The sequence below is a fragment of the Caulobacter sp. GW821-FHT11E11 genome (assembly GCF_058808315.1).
The window spans coordinates 680,187-703,183 of the sequence record NZ_JBXARO010000002.1 but is presented as its reverse complement, the minus strand read 5'-3'; the positions used below and the strand labels follow the sequence as shown (position 1 = coordinate 703,183).

The window sequence follows — 22,997 nt, the reverse complement described above, 5'->3', positions numbered from 1 at the left end:
GTTTTTCTTTTCCGCGATGCCTCAGGCCGCTCTTGACGGGCTCCAGCATCGCCACTAGCAAACATCATACGTCTTATGTTTAGGGGTGACGTGATGAGGCTCGCAGGCAAGACCGCTCTGGTGACGGCGGCGGCGCAGGGGATCGGCCGGGCGACGGTCGAGGCCTTCCAGCGCGAGGGCGCGACCGTCATCGCCGCCGACATCCGCACCGAGGCCCTGGAGGGCTTCGAAGGCCTGACCGTGCGCCAGCTGGACGTCACCGACCGCGAGGCCGTCAAGGCGATCGCCGAGGAGTTCCCGAACATCGACGTGCTCTACAACTGCGCGGGCTTCGTCCACGCCGGCACGATCCTGGACTGCGACGAGGACGCCTGGGACTTCTCCAACGCCCTGAACGTCACCGCCCAGTACCGGATGATCCGCGCCTTCCTGCCGCGCATGATCGCCAACGGCGGCGGCTCGATCATCAACATGTCGTCGGTGTGTTCCAGCATCAAGGCAGTGCCCAACCGCTTCGCCTACGGCGCCACCAAGGCCGCCGTGATCGGCCTGACCAAGTCAGTCGCCGCCGACTTCGTGGCCAAGGGCATCCGCTGCAACGCCATCTGCCCCGGCACGGTCGAGACCCCCTCCCTGCTCCAGCGGCTGCGCGACACCGGCGACTTCGACAAGGCCTATGCCGAGTTCACCGCCCGCCAGGCCATGGGCCGCTTCGGACGGGTTGAGGAACTGGCCGCGCTGGCGGTCTATCTGGCGTCCGACGAGTCGGCCTTCACGACCGGCACGATCAACGTCATCGATGGCGGCTGGGTGAACTGATGAAACTGCTCCGCTTCGGCCCGATCGGCCAGGAAAAGCCCGGCATCCTGGACGCCCAGAACCGCATCCGCGACCTTAGCGGTGTCGTCGCCGACATCGGCGGCGAGACGCTGTCCGACGAAGGCCTGGCCAAGCTGCGGACGCTAGACCTGGATAGCCTGCCGCTAGCCCCTGAAGGCGTCCGCTACGGCGCCTGCGTCGCGGGGGTCAGCAAGTTCCTGTGCATCGGCCTGAACTACGCCGACCACGCCGCCGAGAGCGGCCTGCCGATCCCCGACGAACCGGTGCTGTTCTCCAAGTTCACCTCGGCCATCTGCGGCCCGAACGACGAGGTCTTGAAGCCTCGCGGCTCGACCAAGCTGGACTGGGAAGTCGAGCTGGGCATCGTGATCGGCAAGACCGCCAGCTACATAGACGAGAAAGACGCCGACGCTCACATCGCCGGCTATTGCACGATCAACGACGTCTCCGAGCGCGCCTTCCAGATCGAGCGCGGCGGCACCTGGGACAAGGGCAAGGGCTGTGACACCTTCGGCCCGATCGGGCCTTGGCTAGTGACCCGTGACGAGGTTGCCGATCCGGCGAACCTGAAGATGTGGCTGACGGTCAACGGCAAGACGTTCCAGGACGGCTCGACCGCGACCATGATCTTCAAGCCGGCCTTCGTCGTCGCCTATCTCTCGCAGTTCATGACCCTGCTGCCGGGCGACGTGATCTCGACCGGCACCCCGCCGGGGGTGGGCCTGGGCCAGAAGCCGCCGCTCTATCTCGAGGTCGGCGACGTCATGGAGCTGGGCATCGAGGGCCTGGGGCAGCAGAGACAGGTCGTCGGCCAAGCCTGACGCCCCACTCGACAAGAACAAGACTTAGGGAGTTCGTGATGGTCAAAACCCTCCTCGCTCGCGGCCTCGCGGCGACCATGGTCTCCAGCGCCGTCTTGGCCTGGGCGGCCCTCGCGAACGCTCAAGTGACCCTGCATGTCTCGCCCCAAGGCGATGACAAGAACCCCGGCACGGCCGAGCGTCCGGTGCGCACCCTGCCCCGCGCCCAGGCGCTGGTGCGGGCCAGCAACGCTAAGAGCGACATCACGGTCGAGGTGGCCTCCGGCGAGTACCGGCTGGACAAGCCGCTGGTCTTCACGGCGGCCGACGGCGGCCAGGCCGGCCACCGCGTCACCTGGCGTGGCCAAGCCGGCGCGCGGCCGCTGGTCTCGGGCGGTTTCGACGTCGCGGGCTTCACTGTGTTCGACGCCACGCGCCGGATTTATGTCGCCGACATTCCCAAGGGCCTGGACACCCGGCAGGTCTGGGTCAACGACACCCTGGCCGAGCGGCCCTGGCTGGAAATCCGCGCCTCGGACGTGACCCTCAATGCCACGGGCTTCGAGGTCACCAATCCCAAGCTCGCGTTCCTGTCGTCCCTGAAGCACCCGTCGAGGCTGGAGGTCGAGGCTACCGGCTTCTTCACCGACCGCGTCTCGCCGGTGCAGGCCATCGACGGAACCAAGGTGACGATGCGCCAGCCGGCCTGGGACAATAACACCTGGGGCTATGACACCCTGTCCAAGCCGATCTTCCCCGAGGACTCGCGGCTCTTCCTGGTCAACGCCCTGGAGCTGATCGGCAAGACCAACGACTGGCACGCCAAGCCCTATCAGTGGTTCGTCGATCCGGCCGCCGGCAAGCTCTACCTGCGCATCGCCGAGGACGACGATATCAAGACCCTGCGGGTGACCGTCCCCGCCCTGCCCGCCCTGGTCTCGGTCGCCGGCACGACCAAGGCGCCGGTGCGCGACATAACCTTCGAGGGCCTGCGGTTCTCATACACCTCGTGGATGGGTCCGTCGGAGCCTACCGGCTACGCCAACCAGCAGAGCGGCGCCTTCCTGAAGGAAACCTCACCCTTGCGTCCAGCCGACGCCTGGACCTCGTGCGGCTGGGGCTGTCCCGAGTTCGAGTCCATGCGCCAGAAGTGGGACCAGATCCCGGCCGCCGTGCAGGTCGCCGCGGCGCAGAACGTGACCTTCACCGGCAACCAGTTCTCGCAGCTGGGCCAGATCGGCCTCGGCATCGGCAACGACGCCAACGCCAACCTCTCGGGCCAGGGCCTGGGCACGAGAGGCGTGCGCGTCAGCCGCAACCTGTTCGCCGTGCTGTCGGGCAGCGCCATCATGGCCGGCGGTGTGCGCGAGGACGCTCACCACCCGTCCGCCCCAGAACTGGTCAATGCCGACCTCGAGATCGCCGACAACACGATCGCCACGGTCAGCCAGGACTACAAGGACAACGCCGCCATCCTGACGACCTACATCGACGGCGCGCGCATCCTGCACAACGAGATCTCGGACGCGCCCTATGACGGCGTCGCAGTCGGCTGGGGCTGGGGCTACAACGACGCCGGCGGCAACCCGAACTATGACGAGAACCAGAAGGGCTACCGCTACAACACCAAGTACAAGACGCCGACGGTGCTCAAGAACACCCTGGTCGAGGGCAACCGCATCCACGGCGTGAAGACCTGGTACATGGACGGCGGCGCCATCTACAACCTGTCGGCCAATCCGGGTTCGGTGATCCGCGGCAACCACATCTTCGACATCGACGGCAAGATCGCCATCTATCTGGACGAGGGCTCCAAGCACTTCCAGGTGACCGGCAATGTCGTCGACACCCAGGGCAAGTGGCTGAACATCAACACCGCCGGCAAGATGTTCCGCCGCAAGATCTCGACCGACAACCTGGCCACCGGCAACTGGCACAACTCCCTGCGTACCGGCGGCCGCTGGCTGGACGAAATCGGCAATGTGGAGAAGGACAACATCCTGGTCCCGACCCGTGACTGGCCGACTGAAGCCCAGGCCGTGATCGACAAGGCCGGTCCGCGTCCGGAGGCGGGCAAGTGAGCGTCTCCCGTCGTGGCGTGATGATGGGCGTCGGCCTGGCCGGCGTCGCGGCGGCTTCGCCCGGCCTAGCGCAACAGACGATGCAAGCACCCGCGCTCGAAGTGCTCGACCTCAAGGCCGGTTCGGTCACCGCGCCCATCGGCGTCGAGGACCAGGCCGTGCGCCTGTCCTGGCGCCTGGTTAGCCCCGATTCCGACGTCAAGCAGACCCGCTACGAGATCCAGGCCGCCAGCTCGCGCGGGAAACTGGAGGCCGGCGCCCCCGACCTCTGGAACGCCGGCGAGGTGCTGACCGACCAGTCGATGGACGTCTCCTGGCTGGGCAGTCCGCTGACCTCGCGCCAGATCGTCTGGTGGCGCGTGCTGGTGCGTGACAACAAGGGCCGCAAGGCCACCAGCGCCATCGCAAGCTTCGAGACCGGCCTGCTGGCGCCGTCCGACTGGACCGCCAAGTGGATCGCGGCCGAGAGCGAACTGGCCAAGCCCGACCGCCAGGCGGGCCTCGTCTGGATGCGCGGCGACCGTCCGACGGATCGCTCGGCCCGCTATTTCCGCCTGGCCTTCGACCTGCCGGCGGCGGCCAGCGTGACCCTGTTCTCGATCGCCAACTTCAAGTCCGACGTCTGGCTGGATGGCCAGCCGGTCCAACGCCCGCCGCACTCGCCCATCGCCTTCGGCGTCGCCCCGATCGCCGAGACCCGCCACAAGCTGGCCGCCGGCCGCCATGTAGTAGCAATCAAGGTCGAGGATCCGACCGGCTTCAACGAACCCAAGCTGCACGAGATCGCCACGGCCGTGATGGTCCGTGCCGAGCTGTCCGGCGGCAAGACGCTGCGGCTCACCTCGCGCGGCATGAAGACCGCCCTGCACGCTCCAGACGGCTGGATGCGACCGGGCTTCGCCGATGGCGGCTGGGCCAAGGCCGAGGTGTCGAAAATCCAGCCCCAGGCCTGGCCAGGCTACGGCGCCTTCCTGCTGCGCAAGGACTTCAAGGTCGCCCGCCCCGTAGCCCGCGCCCGACTCTACGCCACGGCCCTGGGCGCCTACGAGGCCCAAATCAACGGCAAGCGGGTCGGCGACGCCCTGCTGACGCCCGAGAGCACCGACTTCCGCAAGACCGCCCTTTATCGCGCCTACGACGTTACTGCGCTGCTCACCGAGGGCGACAACGCCATCGGGGCGATGGTCGGCGACGGCTGGTATGGCAGCTACCACGCGCCCGCCGGCCGCTACACGTTCGGCGACGCGCCGTTGCGCTTCCTGGGCCAGCTGGAGATCACCTACGCCGACGGGTCGCGCGAGACCGTCGCCAGCGACGAAACCTGGCGCATCGCACCTGCCCCGATCACGCGCGGGGAGATCTACTACGGCGAGGACTACGATGCCCGCCTGGAACAGCCGGGCTGGTCCACCGCCGGATTCACTGGCCAAGGCTGGCGCGCGGTCGACATCGCGCCGACGCCGCCGTGCGCCCTGAAGGCCCAGACCAGTCCCCCGATCCGCCGGATCGAGACCCTGAAGGCCGCCACCATCAAGGCCGTCGGCGCGCGCCACGTCTTCGACTTCGGCCAGAACTTCGCCGGCTGGGCGCGACTGAAGGTGCGCGGCAAGGCCGGCCAGGTCGTCACCCTGCGCTTCGCCGAGGTGCTGGCCGCGGACGGCCGCGCCGACCAGTCCAATCTGCGGGCGGCCCGCGCCGCCGTGGTCTACACCCTAAAGGGCGACCCGGCTGGCGAGACCTACGAGCCGCGCTTCACCTATTTCGGCTTCCGTTATGTCGAGGTCGAGGGCCTGGCCGAAGCCCTGGGCCGCGCGCCGACGGCCGACGACGTCGAAGGCATCGTCGTCTCATCGAACCTGGCCGAAACCGGCCACCTGCGCATCGCCAATCCGGTCATCCAGCAGCTGTGGCGCAACAGCCTGTGGAGCCAGCGCAGCAACTTCATGGGCGTGCCTACCGACTGCCCGCAGCGCGACGAGCGCTTGGGCTGGACCGGCGACGCCAACGTGTTCTGGGACGCGGCGGCCTTCAACATGGATGTGGCCGCCTTCACCGAGCGGTTCGGCCGCGACCTGCGCGACGCCCAGGGCCGGCGCGGCGAGTTCCCGGACTATGCTCCGGCCGGCTGGGCGGATCTCGGCCTCGGCGCCTCGCCCGGCTGGGCCGACGCCGGCGTCATGCTGCCGTGGACGGTCTGGAAGCGCTACAACGACACCGCTATCGTCGACCAGAACTGGGCAGCGATGACTCGCTACCTGGCCTTCATCCGCGGCGCCAATCCAGACCTGATCTGGCGCAAGGAGCGGGGCTACGACTTCGGCGACTGGGTGGCCCTGGACGCGAAGAACCCCGGCGACGAGACCACGCCCAAGGCCCTGATCGCCACCGCCTGGTGGAAGCGCTCGGTCGAGGCCATGGCCGACATGGCCTATAGCTCGGGCCGCAAGCCGGACGCCGTCCGCTACCACGATCTCGCCAGCCAGATCACCGCCGCCTTCCAGCGCGAGTTCGTGCGGCCCGACGGCTCGATGGGCAACGGCTCGCAGGCCGGCTACATCCTGGCTCTACGCTTCGGCCTCGTCCCGGAGGCCTTGCGCTCAGCGGCCACCGCTCATCTCGTGGCCGACATCCGCCGGCGCGGCAACCTGCTGTCGACCGGCTTCCTGGGCACGCCGTTCAGCCTCGACGCCCTGGCCGACAACGACCAGGACAGCGTCGTCTACGACCTGCTGCTGCGCACCGACTTCCCGTCGTGGGGCTACATGATCCGCAAGGACGCCACGACGATCTGGGAGCGCTGGAACGGCGACACGGGCGACGTGTCCATGAACTCGTTCAACCACTACGCCCTGGGCGCGGTGACCGGCTTCGTCTTCCGCCGCATCGCGGGGATCGAGCCGATCCGGGCGGGCTTCCTGTCGTTCCGCTTCGATCCGGTGCTGGACCCGCGCGTGCCCAAGGGCGGCGGGGACTATGACAGCGTGCTGGGCCGGATCAGCACGGACTGGGAGCTGAAGCCCGACGGCTTCTCGCTGCGGTTGGTCGCCCCGACCAACAGCCGCGCCGAGGTGCATGTGCCGGCCAAGAGCGTTGACGCCGTGCGGGTGAACGGCGTCCCGGCGGCGCAGGCTCCGGGCGTCACGATCCAGGGCATGAAACGCGGCAAGCTCGTCCTGGACATCGGCTCCGGCGACCACCGGTTCGAAGCGCGCGCGTAACACCTCCCCCGTTATGCAGCGCGCACGAAAAGGCCCTCCCGCGACGATCGCTGGAGAGCCTTCTTGTTTCTGGTTCAGAGGGCTTACGGGTTGGTCTTGTAAGTCCACCGCACGCTGTCTGTTAGCATCTTGCCGCTGCCTTGCGTCTCGGCCTCGACCACGTTCTCGCCTCTCGCCAGGTCGATCTCCCACAGCGCGATATGATCCTCGACCGGCACGCTCGCCCAGTCGCCGCCGTTCAGCCGCAACCGCACCGACGGCTGGTTGGAATAGACCTTCACCTTCACGCGCTTGATGCGCTTGTTGACGTCGCGGCTGCTGGTGATGTGCAGCATTGGGACCTGCGACCAGTTGGCCTGGTACCAGTAGTAGGCGTCCTTGCGAACCTTGCGGTCCTCGGTGACCAGGCCCTTGTCGTTGATCGCCGGGCGGTCGCCCTCGTTGCGCTTGAACGACGGGAAGTCGAAGCCGACCCAGATGAAGTTGGACCACAGGAAGTCGCGCTTGCGCAGCTCGCGCCAGTGCACTTCGTGAAAGACCGTCTGCCACTGCTCGGGATGCCAGAAACCGTCGGCGACCGGGCGGCGCAGGACGGGGTCTTCCTGGTGCAGGATGCTGGCGCCGGCCCCGTACTCGCTGACCCCGATCGGGCGCTTGGGCAGACGGCCATGCAGTTCATCCGCCCACGGACCGATGTCCTTGCTCTCGGTCCAGTACCAGCCGAAGTAGCGGTTGTACGAGACCGTATCGCTGTGCTGGGCGACCGGATCGTCGTCCTTCAGGCAGCAGTGGGCATAGGTCGTCGGCCGGGTCGGATCCAGCTCCTTGGCGGTCGACTGCAGCGCCGCCAGCAGTTTGTTGGGCGCCTCGCCTGTGGTGCGCAGCTCATTGCCGATGCCCCACAGCGCCACCGATGGATGGTTGACGTTCTGGGCGATCAGCTCGCGCATCTGCTGGACGAGGTTCTCGCGGAAGGCGTCCGACGGATCGATGTCGTCGATCAGCGGCACTTCCGTAGTCAGCAGCAGGCCCAGGCGGTCGGCGGCATCATAGACCCGCTGCGGATGCTGCATGTGGGCCAGGCGTAGAGCGGTGACGCCCATGTCGGACATGATCTGCATGTCCTCGTCGATCTCGGCGTCGCTGATGATTGGACCCTTGCCGAAGCGGGTCGGCATCTGGATGTTCGCGCCGTACAGGGCGTAGGGCTTGCCGTTCAGCAGGAACCGCCCCTGCCCGTCCAGGCCGACGGTGCGCACGCCCAGTGGGACCTCGGCGGTGTCCATCAGCTTGCCATCGACCCGCACCTCGGTGCGCAGGCGGTAGAGATAGGGCGAACGACGTCCCTCCCACAGCTTGGGATTCTTGAGCGTCAGCGCCTGTAGAACCGCCTGCCCTTGGCCTGCCACAAGCTTGGCCGAGCCCTTGGCCTGGGCCGCCACCGCGCCTTTGGCGTCGAGGATGGTGGTCACGACCTGGACACCGGCGGCCGCCTTGCGGTCGTTGCGCACCAGCACCTTGGCGGCGATCTTCGCCTGCCCGGCGCTGAGGGCCTCGGTCCGACCGTACACGCCTGGGCCGCCCCAGTCGGACAGGTCCACGTGGACATCCGAGGTCTCGACCAGCTTCACGGCGCGGTACAGGCCACCGAACACGTTGAAGTCCCCGTTCAGCGGCGCGAAGCGGGTGTTGCGAGCATTGTCGACGCGCACGGCCAGCACGTTGCGGCCGGCCTTCAGCGCCTCGGTGACGTCGTAGCGGAAGGCCGCGTAGCCGCCTTCGTGCGTGCCTAGCTTCGTCCCGTTCAGATAGACATCGGCCTTCAGCGCCGCGCCGTCGAACTGCAGGAAGTAGCGTTGGCCAGCCTTGGGCGCATGATCCAGCGCCAGGCGGTACCAGGCCGGTCCGCGATAATAGGCGCCTTCCGGCTCGCCCCGCGCCTTGGCCCCGCCAATGCCGGAGTCGGCGATGTTGTAGGTGTGCGGGGTCGAGACCGTGGTCCAAGCCTTGTCGTCGAAGGCCACGGCCTCGGCGCCGGCGGCGTCGCTGCGCACGAAGCGCCAGCCGTCGCTCAGCGGCTTGAACTCGGCGGCCTGGGCCGCGCTGAACGCCAGGACGGCGAGACCGGCCAGCAGGCCGGCGCGGAACGATCGAGGGGTCATGGCGTCTCTCTCAAGGTCGATATTCAGGTCAGGCGCTCGACGTCGCGCACGCGCACCTCGCGGCTGCGCACGGCGCGGACGGCCGAGCCAGGCGCGAGGCTGGAGCGCAGGCCGTCGACGACCGCGCCTTGCACGTCATCCAGCATCACGGCCGGTCGCGCGTCGGGCTTGTCGACCGTGAAGCTGACGTCCTTGATGCTGATATTGCGGGCGTGGCGCACCCAAAGGCCGTGGGCCGGGAACGCACCCATGAAGCTGGGCTCCAGCGACGACTTGGGCCGCTCCTCGATCTCGCGGGCCGCGTCCTCGCGCGTGCCGCCGCCGGCCGAGCGCACGTGGATGTCCGAGAAGCTGACGTCCTCGACGATCCCGCCCGGGATGCCGACGACACCGCTGGCATAGGGTCCGCGCGCGCCCGAGACGTTGATGTTCGAGAACCGCACGCGCCGCACCTGGGACGGGCCATTGCCCTCCGGCGCGCGGTTGCGGGCCGACAGGCGAACGAAGATCGGATGGTTGACCGGGTTGCGCAGCAGGATGTTCGAGAAGGTCACGTCCTCCAGGATCCCGCCGTCGATCGCGCCGAGCTGCAGGCCACGGGTGTTCTCGCAGACGCAGTCGGAGATCAGGATGTTGCGGAAGCCGGCCACGCTGTCGGTGCCCAGCTTGATCCGCCCCAGCACCCCGATGTCGTCCACCGACATGTAGGGCGACGGCTGGTAGGTCCCGTCGACCACCGTGCCCAACAGGTAGCCGCTGGTCTTGCAGCCGATGACGCTGACGTCCTCGCAGAAGCGCGGCTCCTTCAGGGCCATGCTGCTCTTCAGGACGATGGCGTCGTCCTTGGGGGCGTTGACGATGCAGTTGGTGACCTTCACGTCGCGGCAGGCGTCGATGTCGATACCGTCGCGGTCGGTGTCGACCGTCAGGCCGTCGATCCGGACATTGGTCGAGCCCAGCACGTAGCAGGCGAAGTGGCCGCCTTGCAGGATGGTGAAGTCGCGCAGCAGCACGTTGCGGCAGCGGATCAGGCCGATGCCTTTATTGCCGCGGCCTTCATAGGCCATCTCGCGCGGGATCGCCCGGCGGGCGGCGTCGGCGCTCAGACCCTGCTCGGCCGGCGACTTCCAGCCCGCCATGCCGTGCCAGCGCGGCGTGGGTCCTTCGCGGTCCAGGCCCAGGCCGTGAATCAGGCCCTTGCCGATGATGGCGACATCGTTGACCCCGTCGCCATAGATCAGGCTGTTGTGGAAGTGGCTGACGCCATAGTCCTGGAACTGCTCGTCATAGGCGCTCTCAGGCAGGTCGTAGCGGCCGGCGTGCTTGCGCGGATCGGCGGCCTCGATCACCGAGCCATTCATCAGCACCAGGGTGATGAAGCTCTTCAGGCGGATCGAGAAGCACAGGTAGTGGCCGGGCGGCACGACCACCGTACCGCCGCCAGCCGCCGCCGCGGCCTCGATGGCGCGGTTGATGGCGTCGGAGTCGATGGCGATCCCGTCGCTGACCGCACCGTAGTCGCGGATGTCGTGGAAGCCCTTCAGCGAGCCGGCAGCCCGCACCAGCGATGGGCTGGCCGCCATGGCCGCGCCCAGGCCCAAGGTCACAAACCGACGGCTGAACTCCGCCTTCTGGCCAAACGCGTCGTCCGCCATGCCTCCCCACCTCTTAATTGTTTGAAGGCATCATGTTGTATGATGTATTATCTTATATCAACCCATCTTTGCCAGGATGTCGGCGGAGATCGCGTCCGTGGACGTGACGCCGGTCAGGGCCATGGCCACCCGCATCTCGGCGGCGATCAGTTGCAGCAGCCGCGTCACGCCCGCCTCCCCGCCGGCCGCCAGGGCGTAGATGTAGGCGCGACCCAGCATCACCCCGTCCGCGCCCAGGGCCAGCATCCGCACGACGTCGAGGCCCGTGCGCACGCCGCCGTCGACCAGCACGGTCATCCGGTCGCCTACCGACTCGGCGATCGGCGGCAGGGCGCGAGCGGTCGAGAGCACGCCGTCCAGCTGCCGGCCACCATGGTTGGAGACCACCACCCCGTCAGCGCCGAAGCGTAGGGCGTCGCGGGCGTCCTCCGGGTCCAGGATCCCCTTGATGATGATCTGGCCTTTCCAGACGTCGCGGATCCACTCCAGGTCCTTCCACGAGATCGACGGATCGAAGTTCTCGCCCAGCCAACCGATGTAGTCCGCCAGGCCCGTGGCCTTGCCGCGATAGGCCGAGATGTTGCCCAAGTCGTGCGGACGGCCGTGCAGCCCGACGTCCCAGGCCCAGCCGGGCTTGAACACCGCCTGCGTCATCCGCCGCACGCCCGACCACGGCCCGCTCATGCCCGAGTGCGGATCGCGGTAGCGCGAGCCCGGCACTGGCATGTCGACGGTGAAGACCAGCTTGGTCACGCCCAGCGCCATCGCGCGTTCCAGGGCGTCCCGCATGAAAGCGCGGTCCTTCAGGACATAGAGCTGGAACCAGATCGGCCGCCCCGAAGCCTCGGTCACCGCCTTGGCGTCGCAGACGCTGACGGTCGACAGGACGTAGGGGATATTGGCCGCCGTCGCCGCGCGGGCCACCTGCAACTCGCCGCGCCGGGCCGCCATGCCGCCCAGACCGATCGGAGCCAAAAGCACCGGCATGGCCAGGGTCTCGTCGAACAGCCGGGTCTTGAGGCTCAGCGCGGAGACGTCGCGCAGCACCCGCTGGCGCAGGGCGATGTCGGCCAGGTCATCGACATTGCGCTGGAGTGTCTTCTCGGCGAAGGCCCCGCCGTCGATGTAGTCGAACAGGAAGCGCGGCAGGCGCTTCTGCGCGGCGCGGCGGAAGTCGGTGGTCGAGGCGATGATCATGTGAGGCCGCGCTGCTCGTCCAGCAGCAGCGTCAGGTCCGCATAGGCCGGCATGTCGGAAAGGATGTGACGGGTCAGGCGCTCGTAGTGCTGGATGAAGACGCCGATCTCGTCGTCGCCCATCGTCCGGCCGCCCTCGCCCAGGCGGCGGCGCAGGTCGTGCTCCTGCTGGATCCGCCAGTCGCGCACGACCTCGAAGCCCGGCGCGGCCAGCAGCACCAGCCGGTCGATGCGCGCGAAGAGGTCGGCATAGTCGGTGGCCAGGGCCAGGTTGACGAAGCGCCGCCAGGTGACGTCCGGGTCGCGCTCGGCCTCCAGGGTGTTGACCGGCGTCACCAAGGCGGCGTCATCCTGGGCGCGGGCGCCGACGCACCAGCCCTCGAAGATCAGGACGTCCAGCGGCCCCTTCACGGGCGTGCCGCTCGGCGCGGGATCGTCGGTGGCCTTGTCGAAACGCGGCAGCACCACGTCGGCGCCGGCGCGGACGGCGTCCAGCAGGCGAAGGCCCGCCTCCGCGTCATGGGTGCCGGGCACGCCACGCGTGACGAACAGCGGATGAACGACCTGGCCCAGCCGCGCCCGCTCCGAACGCGACAGATAGAGGTCGTCGATCGACAGCGTCGCCGCCCGCAGGCCCTTCGTGGTCAGGCGCTGTGTCAGTCCCTCGGCCAGGGTCGACTTGCCCGAGCCCTGCGCGCCACAGACGCCCAGAACGAAAGGCCCGCCGCCGCGCCAGCCGTCCAGAGCTCGCTCGACGGCGTCAAGCGACGCGGTCATGGGGCGGTTTGCCGTCGAAGAAGGCGTCGAGATTGTCGGCCGTCCGCATGCCCATGGCCGTGCGGGTCTCGAGCGTCGCGCTGCCCAGGTGCGGCAGCAGCACGGTGTTGGGCGCGGCCAGCAGCAGCGGGTTCACCTTTGGCTCGCCCTGGTAGACGTCGAGGCCGGCCCCGGCGATCACCCCGTCGGTCAGGGCCTGGGCCAGGTCGGCCTCGTTCACCACCGAGCCGCGTGCGGTGTTGATCAGGATCGCCGTCCGCTTCATCCGCGAGAGCAGCGCCCCGTCGATCAGGTGATGGGTCTCGGCCCCGCCTGGCGTGTGCAGCGACAGCACATCCGAGGCCGCCGCCAGGCTTTCCAGGCTCTCGTGATAGGTCGCGCCGTCCTCGTCGGTCGCGCGCCGGCGGCTGTAGTAGGCCAGCTCCATGCCCAGCGCCGCCTTGGCCCGTTGGGCGGTAGCGCGAGCGATGCGGCCGTAGCCGACCAGGCCCAGGGTCTTGCCCGCCAACGACTGGCCCAGCAGGTGCGTCGGCCGCCAGCCGGCCCACTGCCCTGCCCGCAGCTCGCGCTCGCCCTCCCCGGCCCGCCGGCTGGTCATCAGCATCAACAGCACGGCCAGCTCGGCCGTCGCGTCGGTCAGGACGTCGGGGGTGTTGGTCACCACCAGGCCGGCGGCCTTGGCAGCGTCCAGGTCGATGTGTTCGAAGCCCGCGCCGTAGTTGGCGATGATCTTCACCCGCGCGTTCGGCGTACTCAACACCTCGGCCGGCATCTTGTCCGAGACGGTCGGGCACACAGCGTCGTACTCGACCATCGCCACTTGCAGCTGCGCGATCGTCAGCGGCGTGTCGGTCGCGTTCAGCGTCACGTCGTAGCGCGCGGCCAGGCGCTGCTGGACGGCCTCGGGCCAACTGCGGCTGATCAGGATCTTCGGCTTCATCGTCTCGTCCTAGATCAGGCCGCGACGGGCCAGGTTCCGCATCAGGTCGGCGACGCCGAAGGTCCACGGTTCGCAGACGTCGGTCGGGCGCACGCGATTGACCAGCGCGCCCAGCTCGTCGCAGGCGATGCGGACCACGTCGTTCGTCGCGTGGGTGAATCCCTTGCCGCTTTCGTAGCGGTCCTCGACCGGGGCGAACAGGGTCCCCAGGAACAGCACCAGGCCGTCGGGATAGCGGTGATGGGCGTTGATCGCCTGGGCCACGAGGTCGGCCGGGGGGCGACTGATCTCGCTGAGCGACGAGCGGCCGCGCATGACGAAGCCATCCTCGCCGGTCACGGTCAGGGCGATCTCCAGCCGGCCCACGGTGTCGAGGTCGAAGTGCTCATCGAACAGCCGCACGAACGGGCCGACCGCGGCGGCGGCGTTGTTGTCCTTGGCCTTGCCCAGCAGCAGGGCCGAGCGGCCCTCGACGTCACGCAGGTTGACGTCGTTGCCCAAGGCCGCGCCGACGATCCGGCCTGCGGACGAGACGGCCAGCACCACCTCCGGCTCGGGATTGTTCCAGGTCGAGGCCGGGTGCACGCCGACATCGGCGCCCGTCCCGACCGACGACATCGGCTGTCCCTTGGTGAAAATCTCGGCGTCCGGACCGATGCCGACTTCCAGGTATTGGCTCCAGGCCCCGGCCGCGATCAGGGTCGCCTTCAGCGCCGCCGCCTCGGGTGAGCCGGGCTTCAGCCGCCGCAGGTCGTCCCCGACCAGGTCGCGGATCTGGCCGCGTAGGCCGGCCGCCGCCGACAGGTCACCGCGCGCTCGCTCCTCGATCACTCGCTCCAGCATGGAGGTGACGAAGGTGACACCGGCGGCTTTCACGGCTTGCAGGTCGATCGGCGACAGCAGCCAGGGCTTGGAGACGTCGCGCGTGTCGGGGTCGGTATTAGCCAAGACATCGGCCAACAGGCCCAGGTCCTCGCCCTCGGCGTTGCGCAAAGCACTAGGCGGATCGTCAGCCTCGCACAGGTCACGGGCGGTCGGGAACGCGCGCGAGACGTCCGTCAGGCGCTCACCATCGACGCGGATCACGGCCGGGCCGGCCGGCGTCCAGACGCGGCCGAACAGCAGGGCCCGCGCGTCGGCGGGCAGGATGTCGGAGGGCTGACGGCGCATAGCTCTACCGGCGACGAAACACGGGCGGACGCTTCTCGGCGAAGGCCGCGCGGCCCTCGGCGGCGTCCTGGGTGGCGAAGCAGATGGTCTGCAGGTCGCGCTCGTATTCCACCGCCTTCTCGTAGGGCATGGCGTGAGCGGCCTTCAGGTTCAGCTTGGCGGTCTCGGCGGCGATCGGGGCGCGCGAGGCGATGGTTTCGGCGAGGGCCTTGGCGCGGGCTATCAGGTCCTCAGGCGCAGTGACCTCGCTGACCAAGCCCCACTCGCGGGCGCGCTCGGCGTCGACCGGGTCGCCAGTCAGGATCATCAGGGCCGCGTTCGAGGCGCCGATCGAGTGGACCAGCCCCGCCGCCATGCCGCCGCCGCCGATCCAGCCCAGCTTGATCTCGGGCGCGGCGAACTTGGCGTTGGTCGAGGCGATGCGGATGTCGCAGCTCATCGCCGTCTCCAGCCCGCCGCCCAGGGCGTAGCCGTTGACCGCCGCGATCGTCGGCTTGCGGCACAGACGCACCGCGTCGCAATAGTCGCCCCGGTTCCGGAAGTCCCAGGGGGTCTCGTAGCTGTCCAGGGTCGAGATGTCGGATCCGGCGCAGAACGCCTTCTCCCCTGCCGCGGTGATGACCACGCAGCGGATGGTGTCGGAGGCGTCGACCTGCGCGATCGCCGCCTCGACGGCCTTGGCCATGTCGGGGGTCACCGCGTTCAGCTTCTGCGGGCGGTTCAGGGTGATGACGGCGACGTGGCCCGTCACCTCGAACAGAACATCTTGGCTCATCTCTCGTAGTCCTCAGATCTCGGCGCCCGCCGGGCGGTGGCGCTCGAACAGCCCCTGCAAGTCGTCCAGCACGGTGTCGGCGGGCTCGGCGGCGTCCAGGCCCATGCGGATGCGCTGCGAAGCCGCCGTCTGGAAGGCGATAGCCCCGCCATGGCGTGGTCGCAGACTGGCGCCGTCCAGGGTGGCGTAGGTGTCGGCATAGAAGCCGCCCCAGCGGGCGTTGACGACCGGATCGCGCCAGGCGCTACGCAGGGCCGGCTGGCCCTCGTGCTCGGGGATGAAACCACGCTGGGCCTCGTCCGACATCAGCCAGCGCAGGTGGTCCAGCAGCTGCGGCGTCACCTTGCACCAGCGCGAGACGCCGATGCCCGTGCCGCCCAGGATCGAGCCCACCGGCCCGTCCGCCGTCACGCGCGGCGCGTCAGCGAAGCTCAAGGGCCCGCCGGGCGCGTAGTTCGCATAGCCGTAGACCAGCGGGCAGACCGCCACGTCGTCGTTGCGGCTCATGTGCTCCAGGATGCCGATCGGGTTCAGCGGCCGCAGCACCTGCGGGCTCTTCGACGACAGTCGAGCCAGCAGATCCCAGGCCGCGCGAGCCTCAGGACGGTTGCGGAAGGTCCCACCATGGGCCGCGCAGATCGACTGGAAAGTCAGGGCCGCATGCGGGCCCGACAGCGACATCGCCACGACGCCGGTCTCCGACAGCCGCACGACCTCGTCCCACAGCACTGGCGGGGCGTCGAGGCGATCCCGACGCCAGGCCATGACCTGGGTGGCGGCGTCCTGCGGCAACGCCCAGTGCTGGCCGGCATAGTGGTAGCTGGCCAGGCTCTTGCCCATGGCCTGGTCGGCCCAGACGGCGATCTCCTCGGCCGTGAACAGCTCCTCCAAAGGCCGCAGACAGTGGGCGGCAACGGCTTCGCCGACGTGCGGATGGTCCAGCACCACCAGATCGTACAGCGCGCACTGCTCGCCGATCGGCCGCTCCTCGAAGCCTTCCAGCGAGTGGCGGTCCCAGGTCAGGGACAGGTCGTCGCTCGCGTGAGCGGCGGCGGCCTCCAGAGCCTTGTAGCCGCGCGGATGGTCCCAGGTCAGACCGCGATAGGCGCTCATGCCGAGCGGACCACGCCAGACTGGATCAGGGCCTCGATATCCTCGGCCGAGCGGCCGGCCTCGGCCAGGATTTCACGCGTGTGCTCACCGACCAGCGGCGCGCCCCGGTCGATGGTCGAGGGCGTCTTGGAGAACTTGATCGGGAAGCCGGGGACCTTCACCCGACCCTCGGTGGCGTGGTCGTACTCGACGAACGTGCCGTTGTGCTGGATCTGCGGATCCTGGACGAGGTCGGCGTAGCCATAGACCGGGCCGCACCAGATGTCGTGTTCACGGAACAGGGCCAGCCACTCGGCGCTGGTGCGATTGAGCAGACGCTTGCGGACACAGGCGAAGATCTCGTCGCGGTGCGTCCAGCTGTCGGTCTCGTCGTCCAGGTCGGCGAAGAACGGCTCCTCGATCAGCGCGCCCAGGGTCTTCAGCGAAGCCATGGCGATCGAGATGTAGCCGTCGGCGGTCTGGTACACGCCGTAGGGCGCGCGGATGTAGGTATGGGCATGCGGTTCGGCCGAGCGGGTCTGCGGCTTGCCGCCGACCGTGAACACTGAAAGCTCCTGCATCTGGATGGTGGTGATGGCGTCCAGCATGTTGATTTGGACCAGCTGCCCCTCGCCCGTCCGCTCGCGATGGAACAGGGCCGCCAGCGCGCCCTCGAAGGCGGTGTAGGCGGTGATGGCGTCGACCAGGTACTGGCCCGCCGGCTGCGGCGGCTGGTCGGCCGATCCCGAGGACATCATCGCCCCCGACATGGCCTGCAGCAGCAGGTCCTGGCCGGGATAGTTCTTGTACGGACCATCCTCGCCATAGCCTGACATCGAGACATAGATCAGGCGCGGATTGATCTTCGACAGGGTCTCGTAGTCGACGCCCAGTCGCTGGGCGACGCCAGGGCGGTAGTTCTGCAGGAAGACGTCGGACGTCTTGACCATCTCCAGCAGCAGGGCTTTGCCCTCGGCGCTCTTCAGGTCGACGGCCAGCGAGCGCTTGTTGCGGTTCAGGGACAGGAACGAGACGTTGATCTGGTTGCCGCGCGCGCCGCCGGCCGCGACGTGGCGCTGCCACTCGCCGGTGGTCGGCTCGACCTTGATGACGTCGGCGCCCATGTCGCCCATGCGCTGGGCGGCGAACGGGCCGGCCATGGCGATCGAACAGTCGAGAACGCGAATTCCGCTCAGGATACCCATTTCAGAACAAACCTTTGGCTGGATCAGCTCATCACCCAGCCGCCATTCACATGCAGCGTCTGGCCGGTGATGAAGCCCGCCGCGTCGGCGGCGAAGAAGGCGATGGCGTGGGCGATGTCGCCGACATGGCCGCGGCGCTTGATGGCCTGGCTGTCGAGGACGTGGCGGGTGTAGCCCTCGGGATCGGGATGGATCTTCTCGGCGTCGGTGGGGAAAGCGCCGGGGGCGATGGCGTTGACAGTGATCCCGTAGGGCCCGAACTCGCGCGCCCAGGCCCGCGTCAAGCCGATCAGCGCGCCCTTGGAGGCGACATAGGGCGACAGGTTCGCCCACTCGCCCGACAGGGTGATGCTGGAGATGTTGATGATGCGGCCAAAGCCCCTGGCGCGCATGGTCGGCAGGGCTTCCTGCACCGCCACGATCGCCGCATCGACATTGACCCGCTGCACCCGCTGGTGATCCTCGATCGTGTAGTCCTCGAAAGGCCGCGACGGGTAGATGGCGGCGTTGTTGATCACCACGTCGAAGCCGCCGACCTTGGCCGCCAGCACGCGCAGGGCAGCGCGGAAACCTTCCAGTTCCGAGAGATCCGACGTCGAGACGATCAGCTTGCCGGCCTCGAAGCCGGCGGCGGCCGCTTCCAACGCCGCCACCTTGGCCGGGTCGTTGTCGACGGCCACCACGGTGGCGCCGCGCTCCATCAACTTCAGCGTCGTCTGCAGGCCAAGGCCGCCAGCCGCGCCGGTGTAGAGAACGACCTTGCCGTCCAGGTCCGCGCTCATCTCAGCGTCCCCCGATGGCAGGATAGACCCCCGACAGCGCGGGATAGTCCTCGGCCGGCTGGCGCGCGACGCCTTCGATGCGGGTCACGGCCTCGGACACCGCCGCCGCGTCGGGCAGGATGCGGAAGACGCTGTCGTACCGACGCTCCTCGCCATGCTCGAGTTCGATCAGCTCGCCGCGTTCGCGGGCGAAGTCCTTGCCCAGCACGTGATTGGTCGAGGGCTCGATGCCCAGGGCGTAGTGGCCCGCGTGCAGATTCTGCCACTCGTACATGGCCGGGAACTGCGACTTCAGGGTCTGGACCTCGAAGCCGAAGCCCAGGGCCTCGTTGACCAGGGCGACATTGACGCGGCCCTCGGCGTCCGGGGCCATGTCGTGCTGCCAGACCTGTTCGTGGAAGTTGCGGATCGGCGCCGACAGCGTGCGGTAGCCGACGCCCTGCTTGCGGTAGTCCTCGCCCGCGTGCGAGGCCCAGACCACGTCGCGGATCGGGGCCACGTAGCGCGAGCCCTCGGCCAGCACCGGATAGCCGACATTGATGTGGTAGCAGTACATGTGCGGCGTCTTGTAGAAGCCGTGATTGACCACCCGGTCGTGCAGGCGGATCTCGTCGGAGCCGACGGTCGCCTCGATGCGACGGATCAGGTGCAGGTCCTCGCCGAACACCGTCGACTGCTGGACGACGCCCTCGGCCCAGAGGATGCACTCGTCACCCTCCCAGCGTTCGCCATAGCCGGTCAGGCGCGCCGGGATCGTGCCGACGCGGCCGTGCAGGGACGAACTGACCGTCTTCTTGGGGCCGTAGAAGTAATGCTCGGCCGGGTCGTCGTGCATGAACAGCACGTGGTCCAGGCCGCAGGTGACCATCAGGCCCGAGAACGACCGAAACCAGGAGAGACCGCCCTCCCCCTCATACTCGTGCAGGCCCGGATGGCGGAAGCCCGAGGGCGAGTGCCAGCCGACCGCGCGGCCGTTGTGCTCGCACTCGGCGATGTCCATGGCGCGGTCGACCAGGACGGTGAAACGCAGGCCCGTGCCAGTGCGGAATTCCAGCTGCCGCACACCGCGCTCGACGCCGTCGCCCAGGGTCGAGAGACGGACGCCCGCGAACTGCGACAGGGCGCCGGTATGTTCGGCCAACGCGCGGCGGCTCAGACTCCGTCCATACAACTCGGGCACGCCTTGCCTCCCCGGCAGCGATCTCTATAAGATAATATGTATGATGTTTATAAGCGTCACGCCGATCCCGTCAACGGGCTTGTCGAGGTAAGAATGAGCAAGACTGTCAGGCGATGCTTCGCCGTGGACTTGTACGACGACCCCGCCCAGATCGCGCGTTATCGCGCCTGGCACGCGGCCGGTGGCCCGCCAGAGGCAGTGAACGCGGCGATCCGCGCCGACGACGTGCGCGAGCTGGAGATCTGGCTGATCGGCGACCGGATGTTCATGATCCTGGAACAGGGCGATCAGTACGATGCAGCCGCCAAGGCCGACCGCGACGCGGTTAATCCTGACGTCCAGGCCTGGGACGCGCTGATGCGCACTTTCCAGAAATCCTTGCCCTTCGCCCCGGACCAAACCTGGGTCGAGATGGAGCGGATCTATGCCCTCTCGGAGCAGCCCTAGGTCGGGCCGAACCGCAGGGTAGGCTCGTTGATCAGGCCCGACGGCAGAGGCTTCAGTTCGCTCATGTTCTGCGGCTGGAAGCGGTCGCCATAGGCATTGCGCAGGGCCGTGTAATCGGTCGGCGGACGACCGGCCAGGCCGTTGATCGCGGTGTTGTAGACACGGATCTCCAGGCGGTTCCGGCCTGGTTTCAGATACGGCTTCAGGTCCAGCCGGAATGGCGCGCACCAGATCGCGCCGGTGCGCTGGCCGTTGACATAGACCTCTGCCGCATCGCGGACCGGCGCGTCGTACTGGGCGTAGTAGCCCGGCCCTTTACGCTCGTTCGCCACACCTGGTCCGCCAGCGCCAAGGTCGAGCGCGATCGTCGGCGCGTTCAAGTCCGCCGCCGTCAGCTCGATGTCGCGGCTGTAGGTTCCCTGGCCGGAAAAATGCTGGAGCGACGGTTCGTCGGTCCAGGAACCGAACGCCTTGCCCGCCTTCGCCCCGACCTTCACGCGCCAGCCGCCGGACAGGGGCAGGCTGCGCTCGTCAGCAGGGATGACCTCACGCGGCGCCGCCAGGTCGCGACCGAAGACGAAGACCCGCGACTCGAACGGCGCCAGGCGGACCTCGCCGCCCGGCTTGAAGCTGTCGACAGTCCCCGTCACCGGATCCCAGGCCTGTCCCACCTTGTCGGACACGCCGAACGCCAGCGGCGCGGCGATCGGCGCATTGGTGGTGTTGGCGACGAAATAGAGGTCCCCGCCCGCCAGACGGCGGTGGACATAGCCGACGCCCTTGGGCGTCCCGCCAAGATCCGGCGGCAGGAAGCCGTTGAGCATCTCGACCAGTCCAGCCTCGTTCGTAACGGCGGCGCGTTTGGACGCAAACACCGCCTTCGACAGCTCGGCGACGCGTTGGCTCTGGCCGTCCTTCAGGCCGACAGCCTTGGACGGCGGCGCGCCGACCGCGATGACCACGCCGCCCGCCTCGGCGAAGGCGCGGACGCGCTCATAGGCCTCCGGCGCGATGCGCTCGATGTGGGGCAACAGCAGGACGCTATAGCCAACCCCTCGCCGCAGGATGGCGTCGCCGTCGATCAGGTCGAAATTGTAGCCGCCATCGATTAAGCCCTCGAGGATGGCGGCGGGAAAGGTCTTGCGCAGCACGTCGTTGATCGAGACATCCTTGCCCGGCTGGAAGCCCGACATGATGTCCTCGGTCGGCACGTACAGGGCCACGTCGGCGACGTTCTCGCCCTGGCGCAGCAGGTGGCTGAGGCGCTGGAGATAGAGGTTCACGTCGGCCATCACCGGCCACCACGGATTGTGGTCGTTGAACACCGCCGCCGCGTAGAGCGCCCAGCCGGGCTCGGGAACCTTGGGCGGCGAATAGGGCCAGCCGTGGACGATGAACTGGTTGACGCCCTGCAGCATCAAGACGTCGGCCTCGGCCTTGATGTCCAGCGGCGTGGCCCGGAACGCGCCCTTGTGCAGCCAGGTGAAGCTCTCGGCCGAGGTCACCGGCTGGCCGTACAGGTGGTTGGCCGAGCTGGCCCAGCGGGTCGAGGTCGCGCTCCGCCATTCGGCGCCCTCCCCCTCCGCCAGGTCGACCAGGCGGTTGGAGGACAGGGTCACGGCCGGCGTGCCGTAGGTCTGCGAACGGAACAAGGTCTGGCGCGACTTGGCCCAGGCGCTGACCTGGCTGAGATAGTGCTCGTTGACCAGCTCCGAGAGGGTCAGGCCCCAGTCGTAGCGGACGCCTGCCGAGCGGTCGGTGTCGTGGAACAGGTCCAGTAGATACGGGGCCAGGTCGTAGCCGCGACGGACCTTGAACTCGGGCAGCAAGCCGTCGGTCCAGTTGGCACCGTAGACCTCCAGGCTGTCGCTGAAGATAGCGTGCGGGCGGTCGTCGCCGAACGCCGCCAACAGCGGCTCGCCCACGGTCTCGAGATGTTTGCGAACCGCCTGCGCATTCAGGTGATCGAGCACGAAGCCTTCGGAGCCGACCGTCGGGCGCTTGACCTGCTGGCGCGTGCGCGTCTGCAGGACGAGATAAAGCGTCCGGTCCGCCGGAACCTTGGCGAACGTTGCGCGGGCGCCGTCGATCATTGCAGGCTGGGCGTCGGCCGGCGAGGTCCCGACGAAGGCGGCGATGTAGCGCTGGCCCGGCTCGAGCGCCGGCAGATCCATGGCCTCGACGCCAGCGGGCGCGGGCAGGTCCTGCTTGATGACGCGAGCGGCGGCGTGTTCGGGGTCGATATGCGGACCGCCGAAGGGCCAACCGGACCCCAGGGTCATGTCCGCCCGCATCCCTTCCGCCCGGCCCGTCCGCGCCGCGTCGGCGACCATGTCGAGGAAGTCCTTCGACAGATACGGCTTGTTGCGGACGCCCAGCTTGGGATCGTCCAGCGACAGCGGATAGACCGGCTGGATCTCGAAGCCGCCGAAGCCGCCGGCCTTCATCGCCTTGATCTCGCGGACGATCTCGTCGGCCTCGACCGCACCGCCGAACCACCACCAGCGGGCCATGGGCCGGCTGTCGGCGGGCGGCCGGGCGAAGCCGGCGGCCAGTTGCGCCAGGCCCGGCCGATCCGCCGCCGCCACGGGCGAGGCGATCAGCAGGCCCAGCGCGCTGGCGCCAAGCAGGACTCCCCGTCGTGTCGCCCCTGGCGTCGGCATGATCAATTCACAGC

17 protein-coding genes are annotated in these 22,997 nt (G+C 68.4%); 5 read left to right on the top strand and 12 right to left on the bottom strand.

Going from position 1 to position 22,997, the window contains the following annotated elements; translation table 11 throughout:
* Window positions 1–90 precede the first annotated feature (90 nt).
* Genes AC1RR5_RS07230 through AC1RR5_RS07215 form a run of 4 tightly spaced genes read left to right on the top strand, consistent with a single transcriptional unit; the run spans window position 91 to window position 6,939 of the window.
* Window positions 91–819, top strand: a complete 729-nt coding sequence (locus AC1RR5_RS07230; RefSeq protein ID WP_492920534.1) for an SDR family oxidoreductase — start codon at window positions 91–93, stop codon at window positions 817–819.
* On the top strand, window positions 819–1,661 hold the full coding sequence (locus AC1RR5_RS07225) for a fumarylacetoacetate hydrolase family protein (RefSeq protein WP_492920533.1): 843 nt from the start codon (window positions 819–821) through the stop codon (window positions 1,659–1,661). The genes AC1RR5_RS07230 and AC1RR5_RS07225 overlap by 1 nt, the downstream gene beginning before the upstream one ends.
* Before the next feature lie 38 nt (window positions 1,662–1,699).
* Window positions 1,700–3,721 (top strand): right-handed parallel beta-helix repeat-containing protein, encoded by a 2,022-nt coding sequence (locus AC1RR5_RS07220; RefSeq protein ID WP_492920531.1) that lies wholly within the window; start codon window positions 1,700–1,702, stop codon window positions 3,719–3,721.
* Window positions 3,718–6,939, top strand: coding sequence for an alpha-L-rhamnosidase (locus tag AC1RR5_RS07215; protein ID WP_492920530.1), 3,222 nt, complete (start codon window positions 3,718–3,720; stop codon window positions 6,937–6,939). Before AC1RR5_RS07220 ends, AC1RR5_RS07215 begins: the two co-directional genes overlap by 4 nt.
* 83 nt (window positions 6,940–7,022) lie before the next feature.
* Here the strand turns inward: AC1RR5_RS07215 and AC1RR5_RS07210 are convergent, their stop codons facing one another.
* The 11 genes from AC1RR5_RS07210 to AC1RR5_RS07160 are packed head-to-tail and all read right to left on the bottom strand — an operon-like array spanning window position 7,023 to window position 19,873.
* Window positions 7,023–9,101, bottom strand: a complete 2,079-nt coding sequence (locus AC1RR5_RS07210; protein WP_492920529.1) for a glycoside hydrolase family 2 protein — start codon at window positions 9,099–9,101, stop codon at window positions 7,023–7,025.
* Between the two features lie 23 nt (window positions 9,102–9,124).
* Entirely contained in the window at window positions 9,125–10,756 is a 1,632-nt protein-coding gene (locus AC1RR5_RS07205; RefSeq protein WP_492920528.1) for a rhamnogalacturonidase, read from the bottom strand.
* A gap of 57 nt (window positions 10,757–10,813) precedes the next feature.
* Entirely contained in the window at window positions 10,814–11,953 is a 1,140-nt protein-coding gene (lldD, locus tag AC1RR5_RS07200; protein ID WP_492920527.1) for an FMN-dependent L-lactate dehydrogenase LldD, read from the bottom strand.
* Complete coding sequence (locus AC1RR5_RS07195; RefSeq protein ID WP_492920526.1) at window positions 11,950–12,729, bottom strand: kinase; 780 nt, start codon at window positions 12,727–12,729, stop codon at window positions 11,950–11,952. Before AC1RR5_RS07195 ends, lldD begins: the two co-directional genes overlap by 4 nt.
* A complete protein-coding gene (locus tag AC1RR5_RS07190; RefSeq protein ID WP_492920524.1) occupies window positions 12,713–13,669 on the bottom strand; it encodes a 2-hydroxyacid dehydrogenase in 957 nt (318 codons plus the stop codon). Before AC1RR5_RS07190 ends, AC1RR5_RS07195 begins: the two co-directional genes overlap by 17 nt.
* A gap of 9 nt (window positions 13,670–13,678) precedes the next feature.
* Window positions 13,679–14,839: a fumarylacetoacetate hydrolase family protein gene (locus tag AC1RR5_RS07185; RefSeq protein WP_492920523.1), complete on the bottom strand. Its 1,161-nt coding sequence runs from the start codon at window positions 14,837–14,839 to the stop codon at window positions 13,679–13,681.
* Window positions 14,840–14,843: 4 nt separating this feature from the next.
* A complete protein-coding gene (locus AC1RR5_RS07180; protein ID WP_492920521.1) occupies window positions 14,844–15,614 on the bottom strand; it encodes an enoyl-CoA hydratase/isomerase family protein in 771 nt (256 codons plus the stop codon).
* A gap of 12 nt (window positions 15,615–15,626) precedes the next feature.
* Window positions 15,627–16,727, bottom strand: a complete 1,101-nt coding sequence (locus AC1RR5_RS07175) for an extracellular solute-binding protein (protein WP_492920519.1) — start codon at window positions 16,725–16,727, stop codon at window positions 15,627–15,629.
* A complete protein-coding gene (locus AC1RR5_RS07170; RefSeq protein WP_492920517.1) occupies window positions 16,724–17,911 on the bottom strand; it encodes a CaiB/BaiF CoA transferase family protein in 1,188 nt (395 codons plus the stop codon). Before AC1RR5_RS07170 ends, AC1RR5_RS07175 begins: the two co-directional genes overlap by 4 nt.
* A gap of 23 nt (window positions 17,912–17,934) precedes the next feature.
* Entirely contained in the window at window positions 17,935–18,693 is a 759-nt protein-coding gene (locus AC1RR5_RS07165) for an SDR family NAD(P)-dependent oxidoreductase (protein WP_492920515.1), read from the bottom strand.
* A gap of 1 nt (window position 18,694) precedes the next feature.
* Window positions 18,695–19,873: an aldose 1-epimerase family protein gene (locus AC1RR5_RS07160; RefSeq protein ID WP_492920513.1), complete on the bottom strand. Its 1,179-nt coding sequence runs from the start codon at window positions 19,871–19,873 to the stop codon at window positions 18,695–18,697.
* A gap of 93 nt (window positions 19,874–19,966) precedes the next feature.
* On the opposite strand from AC1RR5_RS07160, the gene AC1RR5_RS07155 reads away from it, so the two are divergent.
* Window positions 19,967–20,320 (top strand): L-rhamnose mutarotase, encoded by a 354-nt coding sequence (locus AC1RR5_RS07155; protein ID WP_492920511.1) that lies wholly within the window; start codon window positions 19,967–19,969, stop codon window positions 20,318–20,320.
* Here AC1RR5_RS07155 and AC1RR5_RS07150 read toward each other — a convergent pair.
* Entirely contained in the window at window positions 20,317–22,983 is a 2,667-nt protein-coding gene (locus tag AC1RR5_RS07150) for a glycosyl hydrolase (protein WP_492920509.1), read from the bottom strand. The genes AC1RR5_RS07155 and AC1RR5_RS07150 overlap by 4 nt on opposite strands.
* Between the last annotated feature and the right edge of the window lie 14 nt (window positions 22,984–22,997).